Origin of the sequence: Mycolicibacterium setense, from assembly GCF_000805385.1 — a bacterium.
In the GTDB taxonomy this organism is placed as follows: domain Bacteria; phylum Actinomycetota; class Actinomycetes; order Mycobacteriales; family Mycobacteriaceae; genus Mycobacterium; species Mycobacterium setense.
On record NZ_JTJW01000005.1, the window covers coordinates 41,567 to 63,540 of the forward strand.

Genomic DNA, 21,974 nt, shown 5'->3' on the forward strand with positions numbered 1-21,974 from the left:
TGGCCTTTCGGATGTCCGGTGGCCTCGTCTGGTGTAGCCCCTGATTCGGACGCTGTGACGAACGTGCAGCCTTTCGGTCAGATGCGCGTGGCATCGGCGTGAAAGGCTGCACGCTCGCCACAACGTTCAGAACACCCCGTACAGAGGCCGGCCGGAGCTCTATCTGGGTGGCCGGTGGTCGCGAAGGACGAGGCCGTGGGCTTCGATTTCTCCCACGAGTACCACGGTGCGTCGAGCAACACCGCGAGCGTGCGTGTCGGGCAGCCGACACGCACGCTCGCGATGTAATCCGTGACGCTCAGGCGGCGTCGGCCAGGGTCTCGACATGTGTTGGCGTCACCCGCAGCACGGCCGCGCTGGCGATGTCGTAGAACAGGCCGATCACGTTGACCCGCCGCGCCAATGGATGCGCCTGAAGGGTCTGCACCTGCACGGCGATGTTGACCATCGAGAGCTGATCGACCACGCCGAAGCCAGCCTCGGCGGCGGACAGGGCGACCGGGTGGCGGCCCTCGTCGAACGCCTCGACCGACGGATTACCATGGGCCAGCCAGGATTCCAGGTGCTTGTCGCCGACATCGGTCTTGCCCAGCATCGCGGTCATCGCGCCGCAGCTGGAATGCCCGCACACCACGATCGAGGAGACGTCGAGCTTGTCGACCGCGAACGCGATGGCCGCTTCGATCGAGGAGTCGGCCTGCTCCGCGGGGACCATGTTGCCGACGTTGCGCACGGTGAACAGATCGCCCGGGCCGCTGCTGGTGATGACGTTGGGCACCACCCGCGAGTCCGCGCAGGTGAGGAACAGCGTCTCGGGTCGTTGCGCATGCACCAGCTCCTGCATGTGCGGGCGCAGCACCGGGGCGGTGCGACGGTGGTAGGCGGCCAGGCCGTGCAGCACGGAAGCCGACTCCTCACGTTGCCACGAGCTCCACGGCACCACGCCGGAGCGCTTGTCGAACGGGGTGAAGCCGCGCATCGGCGGACCGGTGACGGCGCTGCCCATCTCGACCGCACCGACATCGTGGATGTCGACGGTGCCGCCGGTGGCCACGTGCTGGCGCTGCCACTCTTCGATGGTCTCGTGAGCGGCGTGGTCGATGAAGTCGACCGACAGCTCGACGGTCGCCGTGGATCCCGCGGGCACCTTTGCCAGGGCGCTGGTCAGCGTCGGCAGGGACAGGAAGGTGCACGAGCCCTCGATGGCGACGCGCCAGGTGTCCTCACCGGTCGGTTCGGAGACGATGTTGGTACGCACCACCCGCCAGACCGTCAGGGCCACGGCCAAGGCCAGTCCGATCAGCACGCCTTCGAGCAGGTTGAGGAAGACCACGCCGGTAACCGTCACCGCATAGACCGCGAGATCGCCGGTGCGCCTGGCAGTTTCGATGTGAGCACGCTTGACCAGCTGGCAGCCGATGACGATCAGCAGGCCGGCCAGGGCGGCGGTCGGGATCATCTGGGCCAGGCCGGCGAACGGCACGGCGAACGCCAGGATCCAGACACCGTGCATGATGGCCGATGCCCGGGTGCGGGCGCCGGCGGCGACGTTGGTGGAGCTGCGCACGATGACGCCGGTGACGGGCAGGCCGCCGATGGCGCCGGAGACCATGTTGGCTGTGCCCTGACCGATCATCTCGCGGTCGAAGTTGGTACGGGGGCCGTTGTGCATGCGGTCCACCGACACCGCCGAGAGCAGGCTCTCGACGCTGGCGATCAGGGCGACGGTCAGCACTCCGGCCGCGAACGCACCCCAGTTGCCCTGGGGCAGGCTGGGCAGCGACAGGGCGTCGAGCAGGGAACCGTTGATCTGGATACGGGTGACGTCGCTGAACGGCGCCAGCAGCGACAGTGCGGTGACGCCGACGATGGCCACCAGGGGCCCCGGCACCTTCTTGACAGCAGCGGGCACCCAGCGCCACGACACCAGGATGGCGATCACGAGCGCGCCGAGGACGACCCCGTGGCCGTGTGCATTGATCAGCTGACCGGGCAGTTCGGTGACGTTGGCCCAGGCGGAGCTGTTGGAGCTGCCGCCGAGCAGCACGTGGATCTGCTGAAGCGCGATGGTGATGCCGATACCGGCCAGCATGGCGTGTACGACGACAGGGGAGATGGCCAGTGCGGCGCGCGCCACCCGGCTGAGCCCGAACAGCACCTGCAGCAGGCCCGCGCATACCGTGATCGCGCAGGTGACCGCCCAGCCGAATTGTGAGATCAGGGTGGCGACCACCACGGTCAATCCGGCCGCGGGCCCGCTGACCTGGAGCGGCGATCCGCCCATGGCGCCGACGATGATGCCTCCGGCGATGGCGGCGATGATGCCGGCCAGCACCGGGGCACCGGATGCCACCGCGATACCGAGTGACAACGGCAGGGCGACCAGAAACACCACCAGGGAGGCGGGTAGGTCGTAGCGCAGAACGGCGCGGGCCCGTTCTGCGAAATCAGTGGTTTGCTGCATCGTGCGCCTCCGTCTGGAGTTGGTGACGTGCGGACCCGCCTCGTTGCAGGTCCGCACAGAGTTATTGACGCCGTTGCCGGTGGACAACTTCGAAAGGTGTTGGAGCTCAGTGCGACACAAGTCGACTTATGGCTCATTTGTGGCTCGGTTACACCCAATTACTGTGGGCGAGAGTATTTATCGCTGTGAGCAGGCGCAAGGAGGTTTGCAGCACACATAGAGAACCCAAATGTTTCATATAGATGTCATGAGGCGAATGTGCCTGGTGGACAGGGTAAATCGCTGTCGGGCCGGTTCTGGTGTCACCAACTGTTCACCGGCTCGTTTGAAACGGTATGTATTGCAACAATTCTGGCCTGGATCACCTTCGTTCATGAAGGTGACGGGCGTCATAGCCAGTTCATATGAAGGCATTCCCTTAGAACTCCATATGAACTCCGTGACAACGATCTGTGTACTCCGCACAATGGAAATATGACGACGATGTCGGTTTCTCCCCGTGCTCAACAGCCGCGTCAGGCCATCCTCGGACAGTTGCCGAAGATCCATCGGGCCGATGGGTCTGCGATTCGCGTGTTGCTGGTCGATGACGAGCCGGCGCTGACCAACTTGGTGAAGATGGCCCTGCACTACGAGGGCTGGGAGGTCGACGTGGCGCACAACGGCCACGACGCGGTCGCCAAGTTCGACGAGATCGAGCCCGATGTCGTCGTGCTCGACATCATGCTGCCCGATATCGATGGCCTGCAGATTCTTCAGCGGGTGCGTGAGGCCGACGGCTACACGCCCACGCTGTTCCTGACGGCCAGGGATTCCGTGCTGGACCGCGTGTCCGGGCTGACCGCCGGCGCCGATGACTACATGACCAAACCGTTCAGCCTCGAGGAGCTGGTGGCCCGGCTGCGCGGGTTGCTGCGCCGGTCGAGTCACACCACGCCGCCCTCGGACGAGATCCTCAAGGTCGGGGACATGGTGCTCGACGGGGCCAGCCGTGAGGTCACCCGCGGGGGCGAGCCGATCAACCTCACCGTGACCGAGTTCGAGCTGTTGCGCTACCTGATGCGCAATCCGCGCCGTGCCCTGAGCCGGGCAGAGATACTCGATCGTGTGTGGAACTACGGATTCGGTGGCAAGTCCAGCATTGTCGACCTCTACATCTCCTATCTGCGCAAAAAGGTCGACGCCGATCGCGAGCCGATGATTCATACCGTTCGGGGCGTGGGGTACATGCTGCGGCCTGCGCCGTGACGCGCTGATGCCACCGAGATCCAAGTGGTGGTGGCCACGGTCGCTGCGCAGGCAATTGGTGCTCGGCGTCAGCGCGATCGTCACCGTGGCGCTGGCCGCGGTCGGTGCGCTGTCGGTGTACAGCTTGCACACCTATGTGTCGACGATGAGCGACAACGAGGTGTCGCGGTCGTTGGCCGCCTTCAGCCACTCCTTCGACAAATGGCGCGAAGCCCAGGCCGACCACGAGCTCACCGGCGATGCCGACGGGCTCACCGCGTTCGTCGGTCAGGCTCCCGGCAATCTGATCGCGGTCCTGCACGACGGCGAGGTGGTCCAGTCGGCGGTGTTCTCCGACGGTGAGCCGCGTACCGCGCCGGTCGCGGTGACACGTGCGCTCGACCAGTACAACTGGACCGACGGGCATCCGCGCTCGGTCAAGCTCCCGGTGCTCGGCGCCTACCGGCTGGCCAGTCAGCCGGTGGGCAACGGCGATGTGCTGGTATCCGGGGTGTCGCTGGACAGCGCGAACCTGGTGATCGCCCGCAAGACGGTGACGGTCGCGGTGATGATCGTCATCGCGCTCATCGCCACCGCATTGAGCACTGTCGCGGTGGTCAGGATCGCCCTGCGTCCACTGCGCCGCGTCGCGGCCACCGCGGCCAAGGTCGCGACGTTGAGGTTGGACGGTGACGATCACCGCATCACGGCCAGGGTGCGCGACAAGGACACCGATCCGGACAACGAAGTCGGCATCGTGGGGGAGACGCTCAATCGGTTGCTGGCCAATGTCGACAGCGCGCTGGCCGAGCTGGCCGCCTCCGACCGGCGCACCCGGCAGTTCCTCACCGACGCCAGTCACGAGCTGCGCACGCCGCTGGCCGCGATCCAGGGATATGCCGAACTCACACGACAGGACAGCGCGACCCTGCCGCCGACCACCGAATACGCGCTGGCCCGCATCGAGGCCGAGGCCCGGCGGATGACGGGGCTGGTCAGCGACCTGCTGTTGCTGTCGCGGTTGAGCGAGGGCCAGGACCTGGAGACCGACGACATCGACTTGAGCGATCTGGTGGTCGACGCGGTCAACGACGTAGCGGTCGCCGCGCCCGAACATCACTGGGTGGCCGAGCTGCCCGATGATCCGTTGTGGGTGCGCGGCGATCTGGCTCGGCTGCATCAGGTGCTGAGCAATCTGTTGAACAATGCCAGGGTGCACACCCCGCCCGGGGTGACCGTCACAATCGCATTGACCGAGTCCGCTGAATTCGCGGAATTGACGGTGACCGACGACGGGCCGGGGATAGATGCCGAATTGTTGCCGAATCTTTTCGGACGATTTGTCAGGGCCGACAAATCGCGGTCGCGGGAATTGGACAGCACCGGCTTGGGGCTGGCCATCGTGGCATCGATCGTCGAGGCGCATCAGGGCACCGTGGCGGTCGCTTCAAAGCCTGGTGAAACAGTGTTTACCGTGCGGATACCACTCGCCGACGAGCCTGCTGACAATGTGCGCAGCCATGCGAACAATGTGAATTCGGCCTGAATATTCTCTGTCTTTTCTTTGGCTTTTTGCTCGCCTTTTGCCGCGCCGTCAATCGCATGCACGCATTCGTATGTGTTCAATATGAGTTGATGGACCTGGCCGAATTACCTGCATAGGCTGAAATCAATTCAGCAAGGAAGGCAGGTAGTTCAATGAGGAACACCGTCAAAAATGTCATTGCCGCCACCGCCGCGACCGGCCTGGCCGTCGGTGCGCTCGCGCTGGCCGCTCCGGCCGCCGCGGCACCCAGTGGGGCGGGGTCGGCCCAGCAGACGATCAAGCAGCTCCAGGACGAGGGCTACCGCGTCATCCAGAGCAGGGTCGGTACCGGCTCGATCGAGGACTGCCGGGTCAGTGCGGTGCGGCCGGGGCGCGATATCACCGAGCTCAAGGCCGCACCGCGCGGCAACACCGAGGAGCGGGTCCGCTACACCACGGTCTACGTGGACCTGCACTGCGGCTGACGCGATCCCGGTGCGGTGGACCGCACTATCGCCCCGGGTTAGGGTGACGGCGTGCTGAGCAGAGTGGTGATTGGCCTGGTGAGCGTCGCGGGGGCGGCAGTGATGAGCGTGCCGCCGGTGGCGGTCGCGGAGCCGGAGCCGGCGCCCGTCCTCCCCAACGTCAACGCGTACCCACCGGTGAAGACCTCCGAGTACGCGGTGATGGACAACAACTGGTACGCCTTCAGCATCCCCGAGGGCATCACCTGCGTCCTGCAGCGCAGCGGTAGTTACGGCTGCAGCGGGCCGATCCCGGCAGCGCCCAACGGCGCCAACCTGGTCAGCGGCGGGCCCGGGGTGCCCGGGTTCGCCAGCTCGCCGGCACCCGTGTTCGGCGTCGTCGAGAACCCCAAACCGCTGCCGCCGAATTCGCGGATCAGCTATCAGACGATCAGCTGCGGCACCGACGGTGTGTCGACGTCGTGCATCGACGGGCGCAACCAGTCGGGCTTCGTGATCAGCCCGGCCGGCAGCTTCGTCATCGGCGAGCAGGAGTCGGACTTCAAGCCGACCTTCCAGATCGGCTGATCCACACTCGGGGGGCCTCAGCCGATCCCCTCGAGCGTCTCCATGTCGCTGGTACCGATCTTCGCGATCACCTCCGGTGACCGGCGGCGCAGAATCCAGTACCAGGCCAGCGCGGCGGCAACAGTGGCCAGGAACAGCCACGGGATCACGTTGAGCGGGTAGGCCGGCACGGGATATACGTTGGCGTAGAACACGTATGCCATCGATCCGATGGCCAGCGCGGCGGCGGGCCAGACCAGCGGCACGCGGACCTCGATACTGCGCAGGAAAACGACGGCCGCGATCGCGGCGGCGGCGTAGGCCACCATGTAACCGTATGTTCCGTAGGTGTCGACCCAGGTCACGACGTCCATCGCGTCGACGCCGAGCAGGTAGAGCACCACGGGCACCGCGATCACCATCGGGCTGACCGAGATCAGCGCGCGGTGCGGGGTCAGGTGTGTGGGGTGCGTCCGGCCGATCGCCGACGGGACCACACCCTCTTTGCCCATCACATACAGGATGCGGCCGATGACGTTCATCGGGGCGACCACCACGGCGAAAAACGATGCGGCGATACCGAAGTTGAGGATCGGGTTGAACCAGCCCGGCATGCCCACCAGTGACGCGAGATCGTTGAGCGGCTGGGCGGATTCGCCGAGGCCGGATCCCAACGCGGCCACCTGGGTGTAGGCGGCGAAGACGTAGAGCACACCCACGCCGGCGGCGCTCCACATGATGGCGCGTGGCACCGCTCGGTAGGGGTCTTTGGCTTCCCGGGCCAGGGCGTCGGCGCTGGAGAATCCGACGAAGCCAAGGATCGCCAGCACCATGCCCACCGCGATTCCGGACGGCTTGGCGCCGCTCAGGTCGAATTGGTCGGCGTCGAACGCGTCTGCCCCGAGGTGCACGAGGGTGAAGATCAGCAACAGGATGATGATGGACACCGAAATAAGTTCCAGCACAAGGGAAACCCGTGCCGACAGTCGGATTCCGCGGATGGTGAACAAGGTGGCCAGTGCGCCGAGGGCGGCGGCCAGCACGATCTGTGCGGCCACCCCGTGGACCGGGATGCCGAGTTGGTTGAGCAGGGTGGCGGTGTAGGCCACCGAGCCGCTCAGTGAGCCCGCGGCGATACCGAAGCATCCGATGATCAGGCTGACGCCGGTCAAGTAGGCGCCGAAAGGTCCGAGTGCGGTCGCGGCGTAGCTGTACAGCGAACCCGCGCTCGAGCGGCGCTTGGCGAACTGCGAGATGCAGTAACCGACCGAGAGGATGACGACGGTGGCCAGCGCGAACGAGAGCCAGGTGCCGTTACTGGCAGTCGTGTAGATGGCGGCCGCGGTGAACGCGATGACGGCGCTGGGCGCGATGTTGGCGATCGCCTGCGCGGCGAGTTCGCCGCCGCCCATCACCCCGCGGCGCAGCCCGGCATCTCCGCTCGGTGCCCCGGCCCGGGTCTGAAGATCTTCAGTCACTTGGGATCTCGATTCTTCTCAGGCGTTCGGGACGAGCAGTTGGCGCAGTGCGTGGCCGGCGGCCAGGTCGTCGAGGGCTGCCGCGGCCTCGGCCAGTGGCCGCCGCGCGGAGATCATCGAGCCGAGGTCGAGATTGCCTGCCATCACCTCGTCGACCAGCTGGGGGATGTCTCGCTCCGGCACCGCCGAGCCGTAATTGGAGCCGAGGATCCGTTGATCGGCTTCGGCCAGCGCGAGCGGGTCGAAGGTGGCGCGTTCGCCGGCCGGCGGCAGGCCGACGATGACGGCGGCACCGCCGAGGCCCAGCGCGGCGATGGCCTGCTCGGTGGTGGCGATCTTGCCGATGGCGTCGAAGACGTAGTCGTATCCGTCGGGCAGCACCTCACGCAGGGCGGCCACGACGTCCTCGACCGCCGAGGCGTCGACGGTGTCGGTGGCCCCGAGGGTGCGGGCCAGGTCGAGTTTTTCGGCCACCACGTCGATGGCCACGATGCGTGCGGCACCGGCCAGCCGGGCGCCCTGCACACAGGCCAGACCGACGCCGCCGCATCCGATCACCGCGACGGTCGAACCGGGCTGCACCCGGGCGGTGTTGCGGACGGCGCCGACGCCCGTCGCGATGGCGCAGCCGACGATGGCGATGTCTTGCAGCGGGGCGTCCTTGCGGACCTTGACCGCGCCGCTGCGGGGAACCACGACCTGATCGGCGTAGGAGGACACCCCGAGGTAGTGGTGGATCCGGCCGCGTTCGTTGGACAGCCGGGTGGTTCCGTCGTACAGGGTGCCGCCGGTGGCCACGACCGATGCCACCAGTGCGCACTGGGCGGGCCGGCCGGCCTGACAGGCGCGGCATTCGCCGCAGCCGGGCACCCAGCTGAGCACCACATGATCGCCGGGCTCGAGGTCGTCGACGCCGGGGCCGACCGCGGTGACCACGCCGGATCCTTCGTGTCCCAGCACCACCGGCACCGGGACATCCCAGGCCCCGGTGGTGACGTGCAGGTCGGAGTGGCACACGCCGGCGGCGGCGATCTCCACCTGTACCTCGCCGGGGCCCGGGGCGGCGAGCTCGACGTGCTCGATGCTGATGGTTCCGTTGCCGTCGAGGACGGCGGCCTGAATCCGCGTCGATTCGCCGCCGGGTGCGGTTGCAGGTGCAGACACCGTGTGCCTTTCTGTGCTTTGGGGAGGCACCGCCACGTGTAGGGTTCAATGCCATAAAACGCTGAACGTGTTTTACACCACTAAACGAACGGGCGTCAACAGGAGGGGGAAGCTTCAGTGGCGGACGGCCAGCAGACCGGCACGGAAACCGGCATGGGGCGAGCCGGGGCGCGGCTGCGCGAGTTTCGCGGTCAGCGCGGATTGAGCCTGACCGAGGTGGCCGCCCGCGCCGAGGTGACCAAGGGTTTCCTGAGCCTGGCCGAGCGAGGGATGACCAATGTGTCGGTCCCGGTGCTGATGCGGATCTGCGAGGCCCTGGAGATCGGCATCGGCGACCTGTTCGAGTACCCCTCGGCTCCGGTGGTGCGCAGCGGGGCCGGGGCGCCGCTGGAGATGGGCGGGCACGGGGTCCGAGAAGAGTTGTTGACCCCGAAGTCCGAACACCATGTGCAGGTGATGCACACCGTGATGCGGCCCGGCGGTGGTTCCGGCGGGGCCTACCGGCTCGACGCCGCAACAGTTTTCGTCTACGTGCTCAAGGGCGAGCTCAGCATCACCGTCGAGGGGCAGACCACATCGCTGGACACCGGCGACAGCATGACCTTCGGCGCGACCCAGCTGCATGACTGGCACAACCCGACCGACGGGGAGGCCGAGGTGCTCTGGACCATCGCGCCGCCGGTCGGGGCCGAGGACTTCCGCGCCGCGGTGCGCGGTGACCTGGAGCCTGGATCCGCGAAAGTGACGTAATGGTCGTTGTCACCGCTGCGTGACGACCATGGCGTCACTTTCGGCGCACAGGCTGGGCGTCAGAACCCCGAGCCGTGCACCTCGTGGCCGGGCTTTTCGACCATCAGACCGTAGTAGGCGTCCTCCACCTTCGCGCCGTGGTTGATCACGCTGTCCACCTCGCGGGCGATGGGCATGTTCAGCCCGTACTTGTCGGCGAATTCCATGATGACGCTGGCGGCCTTGACGCCCTCGGCCACCTGATTCATCGACGTGATGATCTCGTCGACCGTCTTGCCCAAGCCCAGTTGCTCGCCGACATGGCGGTTGCGGCTGCGCTGGCTGGTGCAGGTGACGATGAGGTCTCCCATGCCGGCCAGGCCGGCGAAGGTGTCGCGGTGCCCGCCCATCGCCTCGCCGAGTTTGGACATCTCCCGCACCGCCCGGGCCATCACCATCGCGCGGGTGTTCTCGCCGATACCCAGTGAATAACCCATGCCGACGGCGATTGCGTAGACGTTCTTGAGCGCCCCGGCCATCTCGACACCGATCACGTCGTCGGTGGTGTAGGTGCGAAAGCGCTTGGTGCGGAACAACTGTGCCAGGTTGGCGGCCAGATGCTGATCGGGCATGGCCAGCACGGCGGCGGCGGCATAGCCTTCGGCGACCTCGCGGGCGATGTTCGGCCCGGCCAGGATGCCTGCCGGATGCCCGGGCAGGACCTCGTCGACGATCTCGCTCATCCGCCGGTTGGTGCCCTGCTCGAGGCCCTTGACCAGTGAGACCACCGGGACCCACGGCCGCAGCTCGCGGGCCAGTTCGGTCAACACCCCGCGGAAGCCGTGCGAAGGCACGCCCATCACGATCACATCGGCGCAATTGGCCGCTTCACTGAAATCGTTTGTGGCCTTGAGACTTTCGGGAAGTGCGACTTCGTTTCCCAGGTAGCGCGAGTTGCGGTGGTTGGCGTTGATGTCCTTGGCGGTCTCCTCCGAGCGCACCCACTGCAGGGTGGGGCCGCGCCGAGCGCAGATGGAGGCGACGGTGGTGCCCCAGGATCCTCCGCCGAGGACGACGACGTTGGGTTCGCGTTGCGCTGGTGCCATGGCGATCAGAGTATTGCCGCGATGCCGTTGCTGAGCCGAAGTTGCCGAACTGGGTCGGCCTGTGCGCATATGAGATGCTCCGAAACCCCGACTGACATCGCCTGTAGTCAGTAGACTTCGGCGCAACGGCGCGCGAAGGGCCTGCCGGCAAAAATTCGGCCACCATTTCACCTATATCGACACGATCGGCAAAGTTAATGCCCATGCCGGGCACTGATTCCGTCGTGAGTTCATCCGTGTGGCGCGAATCCCTGACCCGCCGGCGCGCTGCCCTTACGTCAGCGTCAATGCGAGGGATCCTCGCCGCGGCCTGAATGCCCTGCATTTACACGTGTTACGAGAAGTGCAACGTCTTCACCGGCGCGGTGGGAGTGGCCCCGGCGGTGCGCCTGGGGCGACGACGGATTTGCCGGAAATTGATGAGCCAACCTCGCTAAGTGAATGATTATTCGGCAAAACATTGACGGGGGATCAGCTCCGACGCTACCGTGCCAACCACTGCGAGTTATCCGGCCGAAGGTGGCCGTACCTCGGCTTCGGGAGGGATTGATCTTGTTTGGTCTGCTGCTTAATGAGAGAGGATGACGGCGCCGCCTGAGAGCGTGTCAGATGGGGTCGAGCCGGAGCGGGGAATCGACGCCATCGAGAACTGGGCCACCGGCTATGCCAGGCGTCATCCGCTGGCGTCGCTCACCACGGTGGGGGACCAGTTCGTGCTCGGAGTCCGGACCGTCCAGATCCTCTTCCTCGACCTTGTCACGGGCCGCTTCCAATGGCAGGAGTTCGTCCGCCAGGGTGCCTTCATGGCTGGTACGGCCGTGCTTCCCACCGTATTGGTGGCGCTGCCGATCGGCGTCACCCTCTCGATTCAGTTCGCCCTGCTGGCCGGACAGGTCGGCGCGACGTCACTGGCCGGTGCGGCGAGTGGGCTGGCCGTAATCCGGCAGGCCGCGTCGTTGGTCGCGGCCGTTCTCATGGCCGCAGCGGTCGGGTCCGCGATCACCGCAGACCTGGGATCGCGGACCATGCGCGAGGAAACCGATGCCATGGAGGTCATGGGCGTCTCGGTGATTCAGCGGCTGGTCGTACCGCGCTTCGTCGCCGCGATCATGATCGGCGTCGCGCTCACCGGGGTGGTGTGCTTCGTCGGCTTCCTGGCCAGCTTCCTGTTCAACGTCTACTTCCAGAACGGCGCCCCCGGCAGCTTCGTGGCAACCTTCGCCTCGTTCGCTACCACCGGCGACATGGTGGTGGCTCTGTTGAAGGCGGTGATCTTCGGCGCCATCGTGGCCGTGGTGTCGTGCCAGAAGGGGTTGTCCACGAAGGGCGGTCCGACCGGGGTGGCGAACTCCGTGAACGCGGCGGTGGTGGAATCGATCCTGTTGCTGATGGTCGTCAACGTCGCGATCAGCCAGCTCTACATCATGTTGTTCCCCCGGGTCGGGCTGTGACATGACGGCCTCGACTTTCGTCCCATCGCCGCTCCGACCGTTCGTGCGGCTGTACAAGCGGGCTTCTGTGCCCGTGATGCGACTGGGACACATGATGGTGTTCTTCGTCAGGGCCCTGACAGCGGTACCGATCGTGCTGCGCCATTACCGCAGCGAGTTCGTTCGGCTGCTCTCCGACATCGCCTGGGGCAACGGCTCACTCGTGGTCGGCGGCGGCACCATCGGGGTCGCGGTGGTGCTGGGCATCACCATGGGAGCCCTCGTCGGCATCGAGGGCTACAACTTTCTGGACCTGCTCGGGCTCGGTCCGGCCACCGGCATCATCTCGTCGTTGGTGAACACCCGTGAGCTGGCGCCGATCGCCGCTTCGTTGGCCTTCGCAACGCAGGCCGGCTGCCGGTTCACCGCGCAGCTGGGGTCGATGCGGATCGCCGAGGAGATCGACGCACTCGATTCCATCGCGATCCGTCCGATTCCGTATCTGGTCACCACGCGGCTGATGGCCGCGGTGATCGCGGTGATCCCGCTCTACGCGCTGTGCCTGGCGGTGAGTTATCTGACCACCCAGGTGGTGGTCTTCGTGATCAGCGGCGGCTCGACCGGCTCCTACCTGCATTACTTCAGCCTCATGCTGTCCGGGCAGGACATCCTCTACTCGGTGCTCAAGGCGGTCATCTTCGTCTGGATCGCATCGACCGTGCAGTGCTATTACGGCTTCTACGCATCGGGCGGGCCGGTGGGCGTGGGTGTGGCGGCAGGCCATGCCATGCGGGCCAGCATCACCGTGGTGGTCATCGTCAACATGCTGCTCACCATGGCGCTGTGGACGGTCGATTCAGGAGCGAGGTTCGGCGGCTAGATGGGTAACTCGCTGGAGATGGACGGGCGTGGCCCGACCGACCGTCAATTGCTCGGCTGTGGTGCCGCGGTACTCGTTGTGGGAGCGTTGATTTCGACACTCTTGCTGGTGAAGGCGACCGGGCGGCTCGACGCGCGCGTCCCGGTGGTGGCCGCGCTGGTGAACGTCGGCGACGGACTTCCCCAGCGGTCCGACGTGAAGTATCACGGCGTGCTCGTCGGGATGGTCGACGAAGTCGTCCCGGCCGCCAACGGCGACCCCAACTTCGTGCACATCGACCTCAAACCCGAATACGCGGCGTCCATCCCCAACACAGTGACCGCACGCGTGGTGCCCAGCAACGTCTTCGCGGTGTCGTCGGTGCAACTCGTCGACTCCGGCGGGCCGGGCGCACCCATCGCCGCCGGCGCCCAGATCCCAGAGGACACCGAACTTCCCACCGTGCTGTTCCAGACCACGATCAGCAAGCTGCGCGACGTACTGGCCGCAACCGGTCGCGGTCGTGAGGACAAGACGGTGGGCATCCTGGCCGCGGTGAACGCCGCGACCGAGAATCGGCGCAACGAATTGCTCACCAGCGGTGCGCAATTGAATCGACTGATCGATCAGCTCGATGCGGTGGTGGCCACCGAACCGGACCAGACCACGGTCTCGGCCCTGATCGAGGCCACTGCGGGGCTGCAGCAGACCGCGCCCGATCTGCTCGACGCTCTGCACAAGGCGGTGCAGCCGATGCAGACCCTCGTCGAGCAACGCTCACAGCTCAACACCATGATCAACGGCGGCATCAACACCGTGGGTACCACGCACACGGCGCTCGACAACCACACCGATCAACTGGTCAAGACCACTGCCAACCTGACGCCGGTGTTGGGTGTGCTGGCCGACACCTCCGACAACTGGGTGCCGGCCTTCGTGAAGCTCAATCAGTTGTCGGGCAAGTTCTTCGAGCACGTCTGGATACCTGAGCACGACTTCGGCAACATGCGGGTGAACCTGTCGTTGACGCCGAGCTACGCCTACACCCGCGCCGACTGCCCGCAGTACTCCGGCCTCAAGGGACCGAGCTGTTTCACCGCCCCGCTGGTTCCGACCCGACCCTCACTGCCGGATGTGCTGCTGCCACAGAACTATCAGCCGCCGGCAGATCTGGCGCCGCCACCGGGAACGACGCTGGGAGCCAACGGCAACCTGATCGCCGACGGGCCGCCGCTGGTCAATCCGAACCCGAACCTGGCTGACCCGAATCCCCCACTTCCGCCGTGGATGCCACCGTCCGGCCCGGTGCCGGGAACGGCGAATCCCGCGCTGATGCCGACGCCGCCTCCGCCCGTGCCGCTCTCACCGGTCGCTCCGGTGGCGCCGCGGCCTGCCGGCGCCCCTCCGGCGGCGTCGGTCCCCGGGTCGGCTCCCGCGCCGGGCGCCGCCCCGGCACCGGATGGCCCGCTGCTGCCCGCCGAAGCCGCACCCGCTGCCGCGCAACCTGTTCCAGGAGAGGGAGGCCGATGAAGTACCGCGGTGCAATGATCGGCCTTTCGCTGTTCATGGTGGTCGCGCTGGGGCTGACCTGGCTGGTCTACGTCACGCTGCGCCGTGACGTGGCCGGCAAGACCGTGCCGTACGCCGCCTTGTTCTCCGACGTGTTCGGCTTGCGTGAGGGCGACGATGTCCGGATGGCCGGGGTCCGGGTCGGGCGCGTCGAGAAGATCGAGCTGCAGGGTGCGCTGGCCAAGGTGTCGTTCGTGGTGCAGGACAACCAGCCCATGTACGGCCGGACTTCCGCCTCGGTGACCTACCAGAACATCGTCGGGCAGCGGTATCTCGGGCTGTCGCTGGGCAAGATCGGTGACCCGGGCCGACTTCCGGCCGGCAGCGTCATCCCGGTCGAGCAGACCGATCCGTCGTTCGATGTCGGCACCCTGCTCAACGGCTACGAACCACTGTTCAGCGTGCTCAATCCCCGTGATGCCGACAACCTCACCAAAGGTGTGATCGCCTCGCTGCAGGGCGACGACGCCTCGATCGTCGCGCTCGTCGACCAGACCGCGCAGCTGACCGATTCCTTCGCAGGCCGGGATCAGGAACTCGGTGAGGTGATCAACAATCTGAACGCGGTGGCCAAGAATCTGGCCCAGCACAATGACAGTCTCGACCAGGTGATCACCCAAACCCGGGGCATGGTCTCCACATTCGATGCCCGGCGGCCCGAGATGGTGGACTCACTGGGCTCGATCTCCAAGGTGGTTCAACAGCTGTCGACCATCAGCGATGAGGTGTACCCGCCGCTGAACGAGCTCGTGACGCGCGAGCCCGGCTTCGTCTCGCACATGGTGGGCATCGAACCGCAGCTGGCGTTCACCGGCGCCAACCTGCCTTTGCTGCTCAAGGGCTTCGCGCGGATGACCAACGAGGGCGCCTACGCCACCACGTATGCGTGCGACCTGAATGCGACGGGGTTCTTCCCCGGCCTCAACGACGTCGCGCCGATCATCGTCGACGCGGCCACCCCGGGGAACAAGGCGCAGTACACCCCCAAGTGCAGGAATATGGCCAATGGTTGAGCAAGCGAAGGAATCCGGCGCACCGATGGCGCCGAAGAAGCCGAAGAGGCGTCGGCGTCCGCTGGAGAGCTACAACCGGACCTGGCTCGGGATCATGGCGATCGCCGTGGTGAGCGTGCTCATCGGGGCGATGCTGATCGTCAGGGTGGCCGATGTCGGCTACCGGCAGTACACGGCGCTGTTCCAGCAGGCCGCCGCGCTCAAGGCGGGTAACCCGATCACGGTTGCCGGTATGCCCGTCGGCGAGGTCAAGAGCATGAAGCTGGCCGGTGACCATGTCGAGGCCAAACTCAAGGTACGCAACGATGTTCCGCTCGGAAAGGACTCCCGGGCCATCATCAAGATCACCACGATCTTGGGATCGCGCTACCTGGCCCTGCAGCCCGCGGGCTCGGGTTCCTTGCCGGACAACACCTTTGCACTCACCAACACCGAGGTGCCCTACGACCTGCAGGAGGCGCTCGGTGACGTCACCACCACGTTCGAGCAGGTCGACTCCGACAAGTTCGCCCAGACGCTGAGCATCCTCGGCAAGCAGTTGGAGGGCCTGCCTGCAGTGGTACCGAGGGCCCTGCAGAACACCCACACATTGGCGACCATCATCGCCGACCGGCGCGACCAGCTGGGCACCCTGCTCGAAACCACCGATGTGGTCGGCAACACGCTGCGTCGCCAGCAGGCCACGATCGGCAACCTGGTCAACCAGGGCAACGACCTGGTCGGTGAATTCATCATGCGCCGGGCGTCATTTCAGGCCATGCTGGCGGCTCTGACCAATCTGGTCCAGACCCTCACCGGCATCGTGGTCGACGACCGGCCTCAGCTCGAACAGCTGCTCGTCAACCTCCGCGACCTGTCCAACATGCTGGGCCAGCATGACGATCTGCTCCGCAGCACGCTGCAGTCGGGTCCGGTGGCCCTGCGGGGGCTCGCCAACGCCACCGGCAACGGCAACGCAGGGGAGATGCACGTCGGCAATGGGCTGCTGATCGATTCGTGGATGTGTGCGATCAGCGGCCGAGCCAAGCAGTTCAGCATGATCCAGTACTACAAGGACTGCCAATGAGCATCATCCGTAGCAAGCTGCTGGCCCTGTGCGTCGCCGGTGCGGTACTGGTCGCCGCGGTGGCCGGGGCCGGCTGGTGGTTTCTGAAGGACCGGACCAACTCCATCACGGTGACAGCCCAATTCGACAATGCGGCAGGGCTTTACGAGGGCAACACGGTCGCCGTCCTGGGTATGCAGGTGGGCAGCGTCACCAAGATCACGCCAAGGGGCAACTACGTCGAGGTTGAGTTCACGGTGGACAAGGATGTCTCGGTGCCCGCCGACGCGCAGGCGGTCACCATCTCCAACTCGATCCTCACCGACCGCCAGATCGAGCTCACGCCGGCGTATCGCGGTGGTCCGACGCTGCAGAATCACGACACCATCGGGCTGAACCGCACCAAGACCCCGGTCGAGTTCGCCCGGGTGCTCGACGTTTTGGACAAGTTGTCCTCTTCGTTGAAGGGCGACGGCAAGGGCAACGGACCGCTCGCCGACGTGGTGAACGCCAGTGCGGCGATCGCCGACGGCAACGGTCAGCAGATGAAGGACGCCCTCGGCGAATTGTCGGACGCGTTGCGGCTCAGTTCCGATCGCGGAGCCCTCACCCGCGATCAGCTGACCACGATCGTGCGCAACCTGAGCTCACTGTTCGAGGCCGCGTCGCGCAACGACGCCACGCTGCGGGAGTTCGGTTCGGCAGTGCGTCAGCTCAGCCAGATCCTGGCCGACGAGAACTTCGGCAGCGGAACCACCGGCAAGAAGATCAACCAGGTGATCACCCAAGTCGGCGAGGTGTTGCAGACGCATCGCGAAGAGGTGAAACAGATTGTCCTCAACGGCAATACGGCGCTGACCACGACGGTGGACCAACGGCGGGAGCTGGCCGAGTTTCTCGATCTGGCCCCGATGACGCTGGACAACATCTACAACATCATCGACCAGAAGAACGGCGCGGCGCGGGCCCATGTCCTGGTGGACAAGGTGCTGTTCGATTCCCAGACCGTCAAAGAGGTGTGCAACATGATGGGGCTTCGGCAGTTGGGGTGCAGCACCGGCACGGTGCAGGACTTCGGTCCCGACTTCGGGCTCTCCTACATGCTCGACGGCATGGCGCAGATGGGACAGCGATGACCGGGTCGCCGATGAACAAGCAACTGCGGAAATGCGTGCTGCCCCTGGTGATGACGGCATGCCTGACCATTTCTGGGTGTGCCTCCGAAGGCCTGGCCAGCCTGCCGTTGCCGGCTCCCGGGGTCGGCTCGGGAGGCTACAAACTGACCGCGGTGTTCTCCAACGCGTTGAACCTGCCTGCCAACGCCAAGGTGAAGTTGGCGGGCGCTGACGTGGGTGAACTGGATTCGATGGTGGCCAGTAACTACACCGCCGTGACCACCCTGCGCATCATGGACGGTGTCCGGTTGCCTCGCGGCACCACCGCCGAATTGCGTTCGGCCACACCGCTCGGCGATGTGTTCGTCTCGGTCAGGCCGCCGAGCCCGGTCGACCCGAATGCCCCGCTGCTCAAGGACGGCGACACCATCGGGCTGGATTCGACGCGCGCCGCCGCGACCGTGGAATCGCTTCTGGGCTCAGCGGCGATCCTCGTGAACGGTGGCGCGGTGCGCAACTTCACCAACATCATCAACGGTTTGGGCAAGGCCACCGGTGACCAGGGTCAGGCTTTCGGCAATCTGATCGCCAAGACCAACCACACGCTGGGCACCCTGAACGCGCGCTCCGACCAGCTTTCGACGGCGATGACCGAGACATCGCGGCTGTTGCAGCAGATCGAAGACAAGAACCAGACCGTCAGCGAGTTGATGGACGCGGCCGGGCCGGCCACCGACACCCTGGCCGAGCACACCACCCAGATCGCGGATCTGATCACCCAGATCGGCGACACCTCCGCACAGTTGCGCAAGTTCCCGTCGGTCGCGGGCACCGACTCCAGCGGACGTAGCGTGATCGCCGATGCCAACAGGGTGGCGGGAGCCTGGAACGACGTGGCGCTGGCTCCGGATGCCTCGCTCTACGCGCTCAACCGGCTGATGCCGCCATTGGTGAAAGCGACTTCCGGCAGCGGTCTTTCGGTGCGCGCCAGCATCGACCGGCTGATTCTCGGATCGATCCCCGATATCGGGTTCGCCGGTGACCCGGGCTTGCATGGCCCCAAGCGCTACAACTGGCACCAACTGGTCGGCTCGTTGCAATACACGTTGTTGCGGTTGCAGGAGCGGGTTGTCGGCCGCGGCCCGTCGGTGCCGCAGATGCCGGTGATCCCCAGTCCGACCGAGCCCGGTGAGATCATTCCGGCTCCCGAGGCTCCTCCGGAGCCCCCGCCGGCCGGTCCCGCCGAGGTACCGCCACCGGCCGGTGCCGCCGAGGTGCCGCCACCGGCAGCACCGGCGGAGGTGCCGCGATGATCAACGCACTCGCAGACTTCGTCGTCGGCGTGATCCGGGCCGGTTACCGGCGCCGGGCCTGGCTTTCGGCCGGCGCGCTGGTGATGACCCTGGTGGTGGCCGGCGCCTACTTGATGATTGGGGCACTGCGGGTCACGCCGTTCGATTCCAGCTACCGGATCACCATCGAACTGCCGGAATCGGCAGGCCTGCTGCCGAATCAGGACGTCACGTTGCGCGGCGTGCGGGTGGGTCGAGTGGAGCGGCTCGACATCACATCCACCGGCGTCCGCGCTGTCGTCAACGTGAATTCGGCGGTCTCCATCCCGAAGTCGAGCGATGTGCGGGTGTCTGGGCTGTCCCCGGCAGGCGAGCAGTACATCGATTTCGCCGCGAACTCGGCCGAGGGGCCGTTTCTCACCGACGGCAGCGTGATCGGCCTGGGCAAGGCGACGGTGCCGGTCAGCCTGGCCCAATTGCTCGCCGATGCCGACGGTGCGCTGGCCCAGGTCGACGTCGACAAGCTCGAGGTGATCCGCAGGGAACTGAGCATGTCGCAGGCGGGTCCGCGCAAGCTGGCCGACGTCATCGACGGCGGTACATTCCTGCTGTCGACACTGGATTCGGTGCTGCCCGAGACGGTGAGCGTGCTGCGCAACAGCCGCGTGGTGTTCAACCTGCTGTCGGAGAAGAACGCCGGTGTCGCCGTGGCGTCGGACAATCTGAGCTCGACCTTCGACGGCGTGAACCAGATGCGTGAGGGGTTCCGTCGCCTCACGAATCAGACGCCGGGAGCGCTGAACTCGGTCGACAACCTGTTCGCCGACAACTCTGACACCATGGTGCAGCTGCTCGGAAGTCTGGCCAGCACTTCGCAATTGCTCTATCTGCGGGTGCCGGCACTGAATGCGCTGTTCCCGAACTACCGCACCTCGGTGCTCGACGCGCTGGGCAGTGTCATGCACGACAACGGGTTGTGGGCAACCGCGGACATCTACCCGCGCTACACCTGCGACTACGGGACACCGCGCCGGCCACCGGCAGCCGCCGACTATCCCGAGCCCTACATGTACACCTATTGTCGGGACGACCACCCGGGCGTCCTGGTCCGTGGCGCCAAGAACGCGCCGCGGCCGGCAGGTGACGATACCGCGGGCCCGCCGCCCGGGGCCGATCTCGGGCGCACCACCGACCCGACACCCCGGGGGCGCTACACGATTCCCACGCCCTACGGCGGTCCGACCCTGCCGATCGAACCGCCCCGCTGACCCACCCAACCTCACCCGAAGGAGATGACGGTGACTGTGACGACCGAGAAGAAGACCGACGACGTGACCGCGACCGTCGATGACGCGATCGGTATCGAAGAGACGGCCGACGAGGTCGCCGAGCCCGACGCCGACGACGCAGTCGCGTCAAAGTCCGAAGCGCCCGACGCCAACGATGAGGCGAACGACGCCGAGGCCGAATCCGAGTCCGACGTCAAAGAGCCGGCCGCTGATCCCGAAGCGGAGACCGAGAAGCCGGGCTGGCGGCGCCGCGTGCTCGTCGGCGCCGTGATCGCGGTATTCCTTGCCGCTCTGGGCGCTTCGGGCTTCCTTGGGTGGCAGACGTGGCAGGCGAAGCAGGTGGCGCAGGCCGGAAAGCAGGCCCAGGACACCGCCGTGGCCTACGCCCAGATCTTGACGAGCATCGATTCCGCCAAGGTCGACGAGAACTTCAATCAGGTGCTGGCCGGTGCCACCGGCGAGTTCAAGGACATGTACTCGCAGTCCAGCATGCAGCTGCGCCAGCTGCTCATCGACAACAAGGCCTCGGCGCACGGCGTGGTGGTGGAGTCCGCCGTGCAGTCGGCGAGCAAGGACAAGGTCGTGGTGTTGTTGTTCGTCGACCAGTCGGTGTCCAACACCACCGTTCCCGATCCGCGGATCGACCGCAGCCGCATCAAGATGACGATGGAGAAGGTCGACGGGCAATGGCGCGCAAGCAAAGTGGAACTGGCCTGAGCCCGGCCATGACGCGCATCGGCAAGCTGATCGGCGCGGCCGCCCTGGCGGCTGGTTCTGTGGCGGCGGCCATCACGACTGCTTCGCCCGCCGCGGCGTCGGCGGCATCGTTCTGTGACGAACTGGGCGCCCAATGGGATGGACACTCCTGCCATACGTCGGTGACCTCGGACCGAAAGGCGGTTCGTGACATCAAGATGGCGCTGCCCGGCGATCTGGTGGAAAACCCCGTCATCCGGCAGTACCTGACCAATCTGATGAACAACTGGCGCAACGCCGCGCAGAAGATGGCCGCCGACAGCTTCGGGGAGGAGCAGTTCGAGATTTTTCAGCATGGCGACGCGATGACGGCCGTCTTCCATGAGATGTACTCAGGGACGGTCGGTACCGACGCCCTGTCACACCCGAACGCGCCTATCGTCAGCGACGCCTACCGCACCTTCACGTTCGCCGGTGGGCGGCAGTTGCAGCTGGCCGACCTGTTCAAACCGGGTGTCGATCACCGGACCGAGATCCCGCGTCTGGGTGAGCCGTTCATCGTCGCCGCGCTCGATGCCGCGCCGCCGCCACACCAGCCTGGCACCTATCCGTTCACCCCGGACCGCTGGACCCCGGACAACGTGTACTCGGGCGGGTACAAGGCCTGGGCGCTGACTCCGGATGAGCTGATCCTCTACATGCCGGACTACCCGGTAGGTCGCGACAGCCCGATCGATTTCACCCCGGCCAGAATGCAGTGGGCGATGGACGGCGGCACTGTGCAGGCGCGCATTCCGCTCTCGGCGCTGGCCCCTGTGCTGCAGCCGCAGTTCGGCGGTGCCTGAGCCCGGCAGCGATCCTTTCGATTCTTCACGAGGCTAAAGGGTTACCGGGCTGCCGTTTGTTGCCACCATGAGCCGCACCGATCAGTGCGACTTCATG

The 21,974-nt window shown here is 66.0% G+C and carries 19 protein-coding genes; 15 read left to right on the forward strand and 4 right to left on the reverse strand.

The window, feature by feature from the left end; translation table 11 throughout:
* Positions 1-298 precede the first annotated feature (298 nt).
* Positions 299-2,464, reverse strand: coding sequence for a SulP family inorganic anion transporter (locus tag QQ25_RS06515; RefSeq protein WP_039377936.1), 2,166 nt, complete (start codon positions 2,462-2,464; stop codon positions 299-301).
* Between the two features lie 474 nt (positions 2,465-2,938).
* Between QQ25_RS06515 and QQ25_RS06520 the strand changes: the two genes are divergently transcribed.
* From QQ25_RS06520 to QQ25_RS06535, 4 genes are all read left to right on the forward strand, one after another.
* Entirely contained in the window at positions 2,939-3,712 is a 774-nt protein-coding gene (locus tag QQ25_RS06520) for a response regulator transcription factor (RefSeq protein ID WP_039314879.1), read from the forward strand.
* 7 nt (positions 3,713-3,719) lie between these two features.
* Positions 3,720-5,237, forward strand: a complete 1,518-nt coding sequence (locus QQ25_RS06525) for a sensor histidine kinase (RefSeq protein WP_052235683.1) — start codon at positions 3,720-3,722, stop codon at positions 5,235-5,237.
* A gap of 152 nt (positions 5,238-5,389) precedes the next feature.
* On the forward strand, positions 5,390-5,701 hold the full coding sequence (locus QQ25_RS06530; RefSeq protein ID WP_039314881.1) for a hypothetical protein: 312 nt from the start codon (positions 5,390-5,392) through the stop codon (positions 5,699-5,701).
* Between the two features lie 51 nt (positions 5,702-5,752).
* Entirely contained in the window at positions 5,753-6,268 is a 516-nt protein-coding gene (locus tag QQ25_RS06535) for a hypothetical protein (RefSeq protein WP_039314884.1), read from the forward strand.
* Between the two features lie 17 nt (positions 6,269-6,285).
* Here the strand turns inward: QQ25_RS06535 and QQ25_RS06540 are convergent, their stop codons facing one another.
* Positions 6,286-7,725 (reverse strand): APC family permease, encoded by a 1,440-nt coding sequence (locus QQ25_RS06540; protein ID WP_039377938.1) that lies wholly within the window; start codon positions 7,723-7,725, stop codon positions 6,286-6,288.
* An 18-nt stretch (positions 7,726-7,743) separates the two neighbouring features.
* Positions 7,744-8,889, reverse strand: a complete 1,146-nt coding sequence (locus QQ25_RS06545) for a zinc-binding dehydrogenase (protein WP_101906245.1) — start codon at positions 8,887-8,889, stop codon at positions 7,744-7,746.
* Between the two features lie 117 nt (positions 8,890-9,006).
* Between QQ25_RS06545 and QQ25_RS06550 the strand changes: the two genes are divergently transcribed.
* Positions 9,007-9,639 carry a helix-turn-helix domain-containing protein gene (locus QQ25_RS06550; RefSeq protein WP_234706032.1) on the forward strand — a complete coding sequence of 211 codons (633 nt, stop codon included), beginning with the start codon at positions 9,007-9,009 and terminating at the stop codon, positions 9,637-9,639.
* Positions 9,640-9,698: 59 nt separating this feature from the next.
* Here the strand turns inward: QQ25_RS06550 and QQ25_RS06555 are convergent, their stop codons facing one another.
* Positions 9,699-10,724: an NAD(P)H-dependent glycerol-3-phosphate dehydrogenase gene (locus QQ25_RS06555; protein ID WP_039314890.1), complete on the reverse strand. Its 1,026-nt coding sequence runs from the start codon at positions 10,722-10,724 to the stop codon at positions 9,699-9,701.
* 581 nt (positions 10,725-11,305) lie between these two features.
* Between QQ25_RS06555 and QQ25_RS06560 the strand changes: the two genes are divergently transcribed.
* From QQ25_RS06560 to QQ25_RS06605, 10 genes are read left to right on the forward strand one after another with little or no spacing between them, the layout of a single operon-like run.
* Positions 11,306-12,175 carry an MlaE family ABC transporter permease gene (locus tag QQ25_RS06560; protein ID WP_039314892.1) on the forward strand — a complete coding sequence of 290 codons (870 nt, stop codon included), beginning with the start codon at positions 11,306-11,308 and terminating at the stop codon, positions 12,173-12,175.
* Between the two features lies 1 nt (position 12,176).
* Positions 12,177-13,034: an ABC transporter permease gene (locus QQ25_RS06565; RefSeq protein WP_039314894.1), complete on the forward strand. Its 858-nt coding sequence runs from the start codon at positions 12,177-12,179 to the stop codon at positions 13,032-13,034.
* Positions 13,035-14,543 carry an MlaD family protein gene (locus QQ25_RS06570; RefSeq protein WP_039314897.1) on the forward strand — a complete coding sequence of 503 codons (1,509 nt, stop codon included), beginning with the start codon at positions 13,035-13,037 and terminating at the stop codon, positions 14,541-14,543. It begins immediately after the preceding gene.
* On the forward strand, positions 14,540-15,595 hold the full coding sequence (locus QQ25_RS06575) for an MCE family protein (RefSeq protein ID WP_039314900.1): 1,056 nt from the start codon (positions 14,540-14,542) through the stop codon (positions 15,593-15,595). Before QQ25_RS06570 ends, QQ25_RS06575 begins: the two co-directional genes overlap by 4 nt.
* A 25-nt stretch (positions 15,596-15,620) precedes the next feature.
* Positions 15,621-16,661 (forward strand): MCE family protein, encoded by a 1,041-nt coding sequence (locus QQ25_RS06580; RefSeq protein WP_039377939.1) that lies wholly within the window; start codon positions 15,621-15,623, stop codon positions 16,659-16,661.
* A complete protein-coding gene (locus QQ25_RS06585) occupies positions 16,658-17,776 on the forward strand; it encodes an MCE family protein (protein ID WP_039377941.1) in 1,119 nt (372 codons plus the stop codon). The genes QQ25_RS06580 and QQ25_RS06585 overlap by 4 nt, the downstream gene beginning before the upstream one ends.
* Complete coding sequence (locus tag QQ25_RS06590; RefSeq protein ID WP_039377942.1) at positions 17,773-19,068, forward strand: MlaD family protein; 1,296 nt, start codon at positions 17,773-17,775, stop codon at positions 19,066-19,068. The genes QQ25_RS06585 and QQ25_RS06590 overlap by 4 nt, the downstream gene beginning before the upstream one ends.
* Positions 19,065-20,315: an MlaD family protein gene (locus QQ25_RS06595; protein WP_039314913.1), complete on the forward strand. Its 1,251-nt coding sequence runs from the start codon at positions 19,065-19,067 to the stop codon at positions 20,313-20,315. Before QQ25_RS06590 ends, QQ25_RS06595 begins: the two co-directional genes overlap by 4 nt.
* Positions 20,316-20,339: 24 nt before the next feature.
* Positions 20,340-21,053: an Rv1363c family protein gene (locus QQ25_RS06600; RefSeq protein ID WP_039377944.1), complete on the forward strand. Its 714-nt coding sequence runs from the start codon at positions 20,340-20,342 to the stop codon at positions 21,051-21,053.
* Positions 21,054-21,061: 8 nt separating this feature from the next.
* A complete protein-coding gene (locus QQ25_RS06605; protein WP_039377945.1) occupies positions 21,062-21,877 on the forward strand; it encodes a DUF3298 domain-containing protein in 816 nt (271 codons plus the stop codon).
* The last annotated feature ends 97 nt before the right edge of the window (positions 21,878-21,974 follow it).

Bases quoted from the DNA above. Each gene is read 5' to 3' on its own strand.
- QQ25_RS06515 (WP_039377936.1), bottom strand. From the start codon at position 2,464: ATGCAGCAAACCACTGATTTCGCAGAACGGGCCCGCGCCGTTCTGCGC.
- QQ25_RS06520 (WP_039314879.1), top strand. From the start codon at position 2,939: ATGACGACGATGTCGGTTTCTCCCCGTGCTCAACAGCCGCGTCAGGCC.
- QQ25_RS06525 (WP_052235683.1), top strand. From the start codon at position 3,720: ATGCCACCGAGATCCAAGTGGTGGTGGCCACGGTCGCTGCGCAGGCAA.
- QQ25_RS06530 (WP_039314881.1), top strand. From the start codon at position 5,390: ATGAGGAACACCGTCAAAAATGTCATTGCCGCCACCGCCGCGACCGGC.
- QQ25_RS06555 (WP_039314890.1), bottom strand. From the start codon at position 10,724: ATGGCACCAGCGCAACGCGAACCCAACGTCGTCGTCCTCGGCGGAGGA.
- QQ25_RS06560 (WP_039314892.1), top strand. From the start codon at position 11,306: ATGACGGCGCCGCCTGAGAGCGTGTCAGATGGGGTCGAGCCGGAGCGG.
- QQ25_RS06565 (WP_039314894.1), top strand. From the start codon at position 12,177: ATGACGGCCTCGACTTTCGTCCCATCGCCGCTCCGACCGTTCGTGCGG.
- QQ25_RS06570 (WP_039314897.1), top strand. From the start codon at position 13,035: ATGGGTAACTCGCTGGAGATGGACGGGCGTGGCCCGACCGACCGTCAA.
- QQ25_RS06575 (WP_039314900.1), top strand. From the start codon at position 14,540: ATGAAGTACCGCGGTGCAATGATCGGCCTTTCGCTGTTCATGGTGGTC.
- QQ25_RS06580 (WP_039377939.1), top strand. From the start codon at position 15,621: ATGGCGCCGAAGAAGCCGAAGAGGCGTCGGCGTCCGCTGGAGAGCTAC.
- QQ25_RS06585 (WP_039377941.1), top strand. From the start codon at position 16,658: ATGAGCATCATCCGTAGCAAGCTGCTGGCCCTGTGCGTCGCCGGTGCG.
- QQ25_RS06590 (WP_039377942.1), top strand. From the start codon at position 17,773: ATGACCGGGTCGCCGATGAACAAGCAACTGCGGAAATGCGTGCTGCCC.
- QQ25_RS06595 (WP_039314913.1), top strand. From the start codon at position 19,065: ATGATCAACGCACTCGCAGACTTCGTCGTCGGCGTGATCCGGGCCGGT.
- QQ25_RS06600 (WP_039377944.1), top strand. From the start codon at position 20,340: ATGACGGTGACTGTGACGACCGAGAAGAAGACCGACGACGTGACCGCG.
- QQ25_RS06605 (WP_039377945.1), top strand. From the start codon at position 21,062: ATGACGCGCATCGGCAAGCTGATCGGCGCGGCCGCCCTGGCGGCTGGT.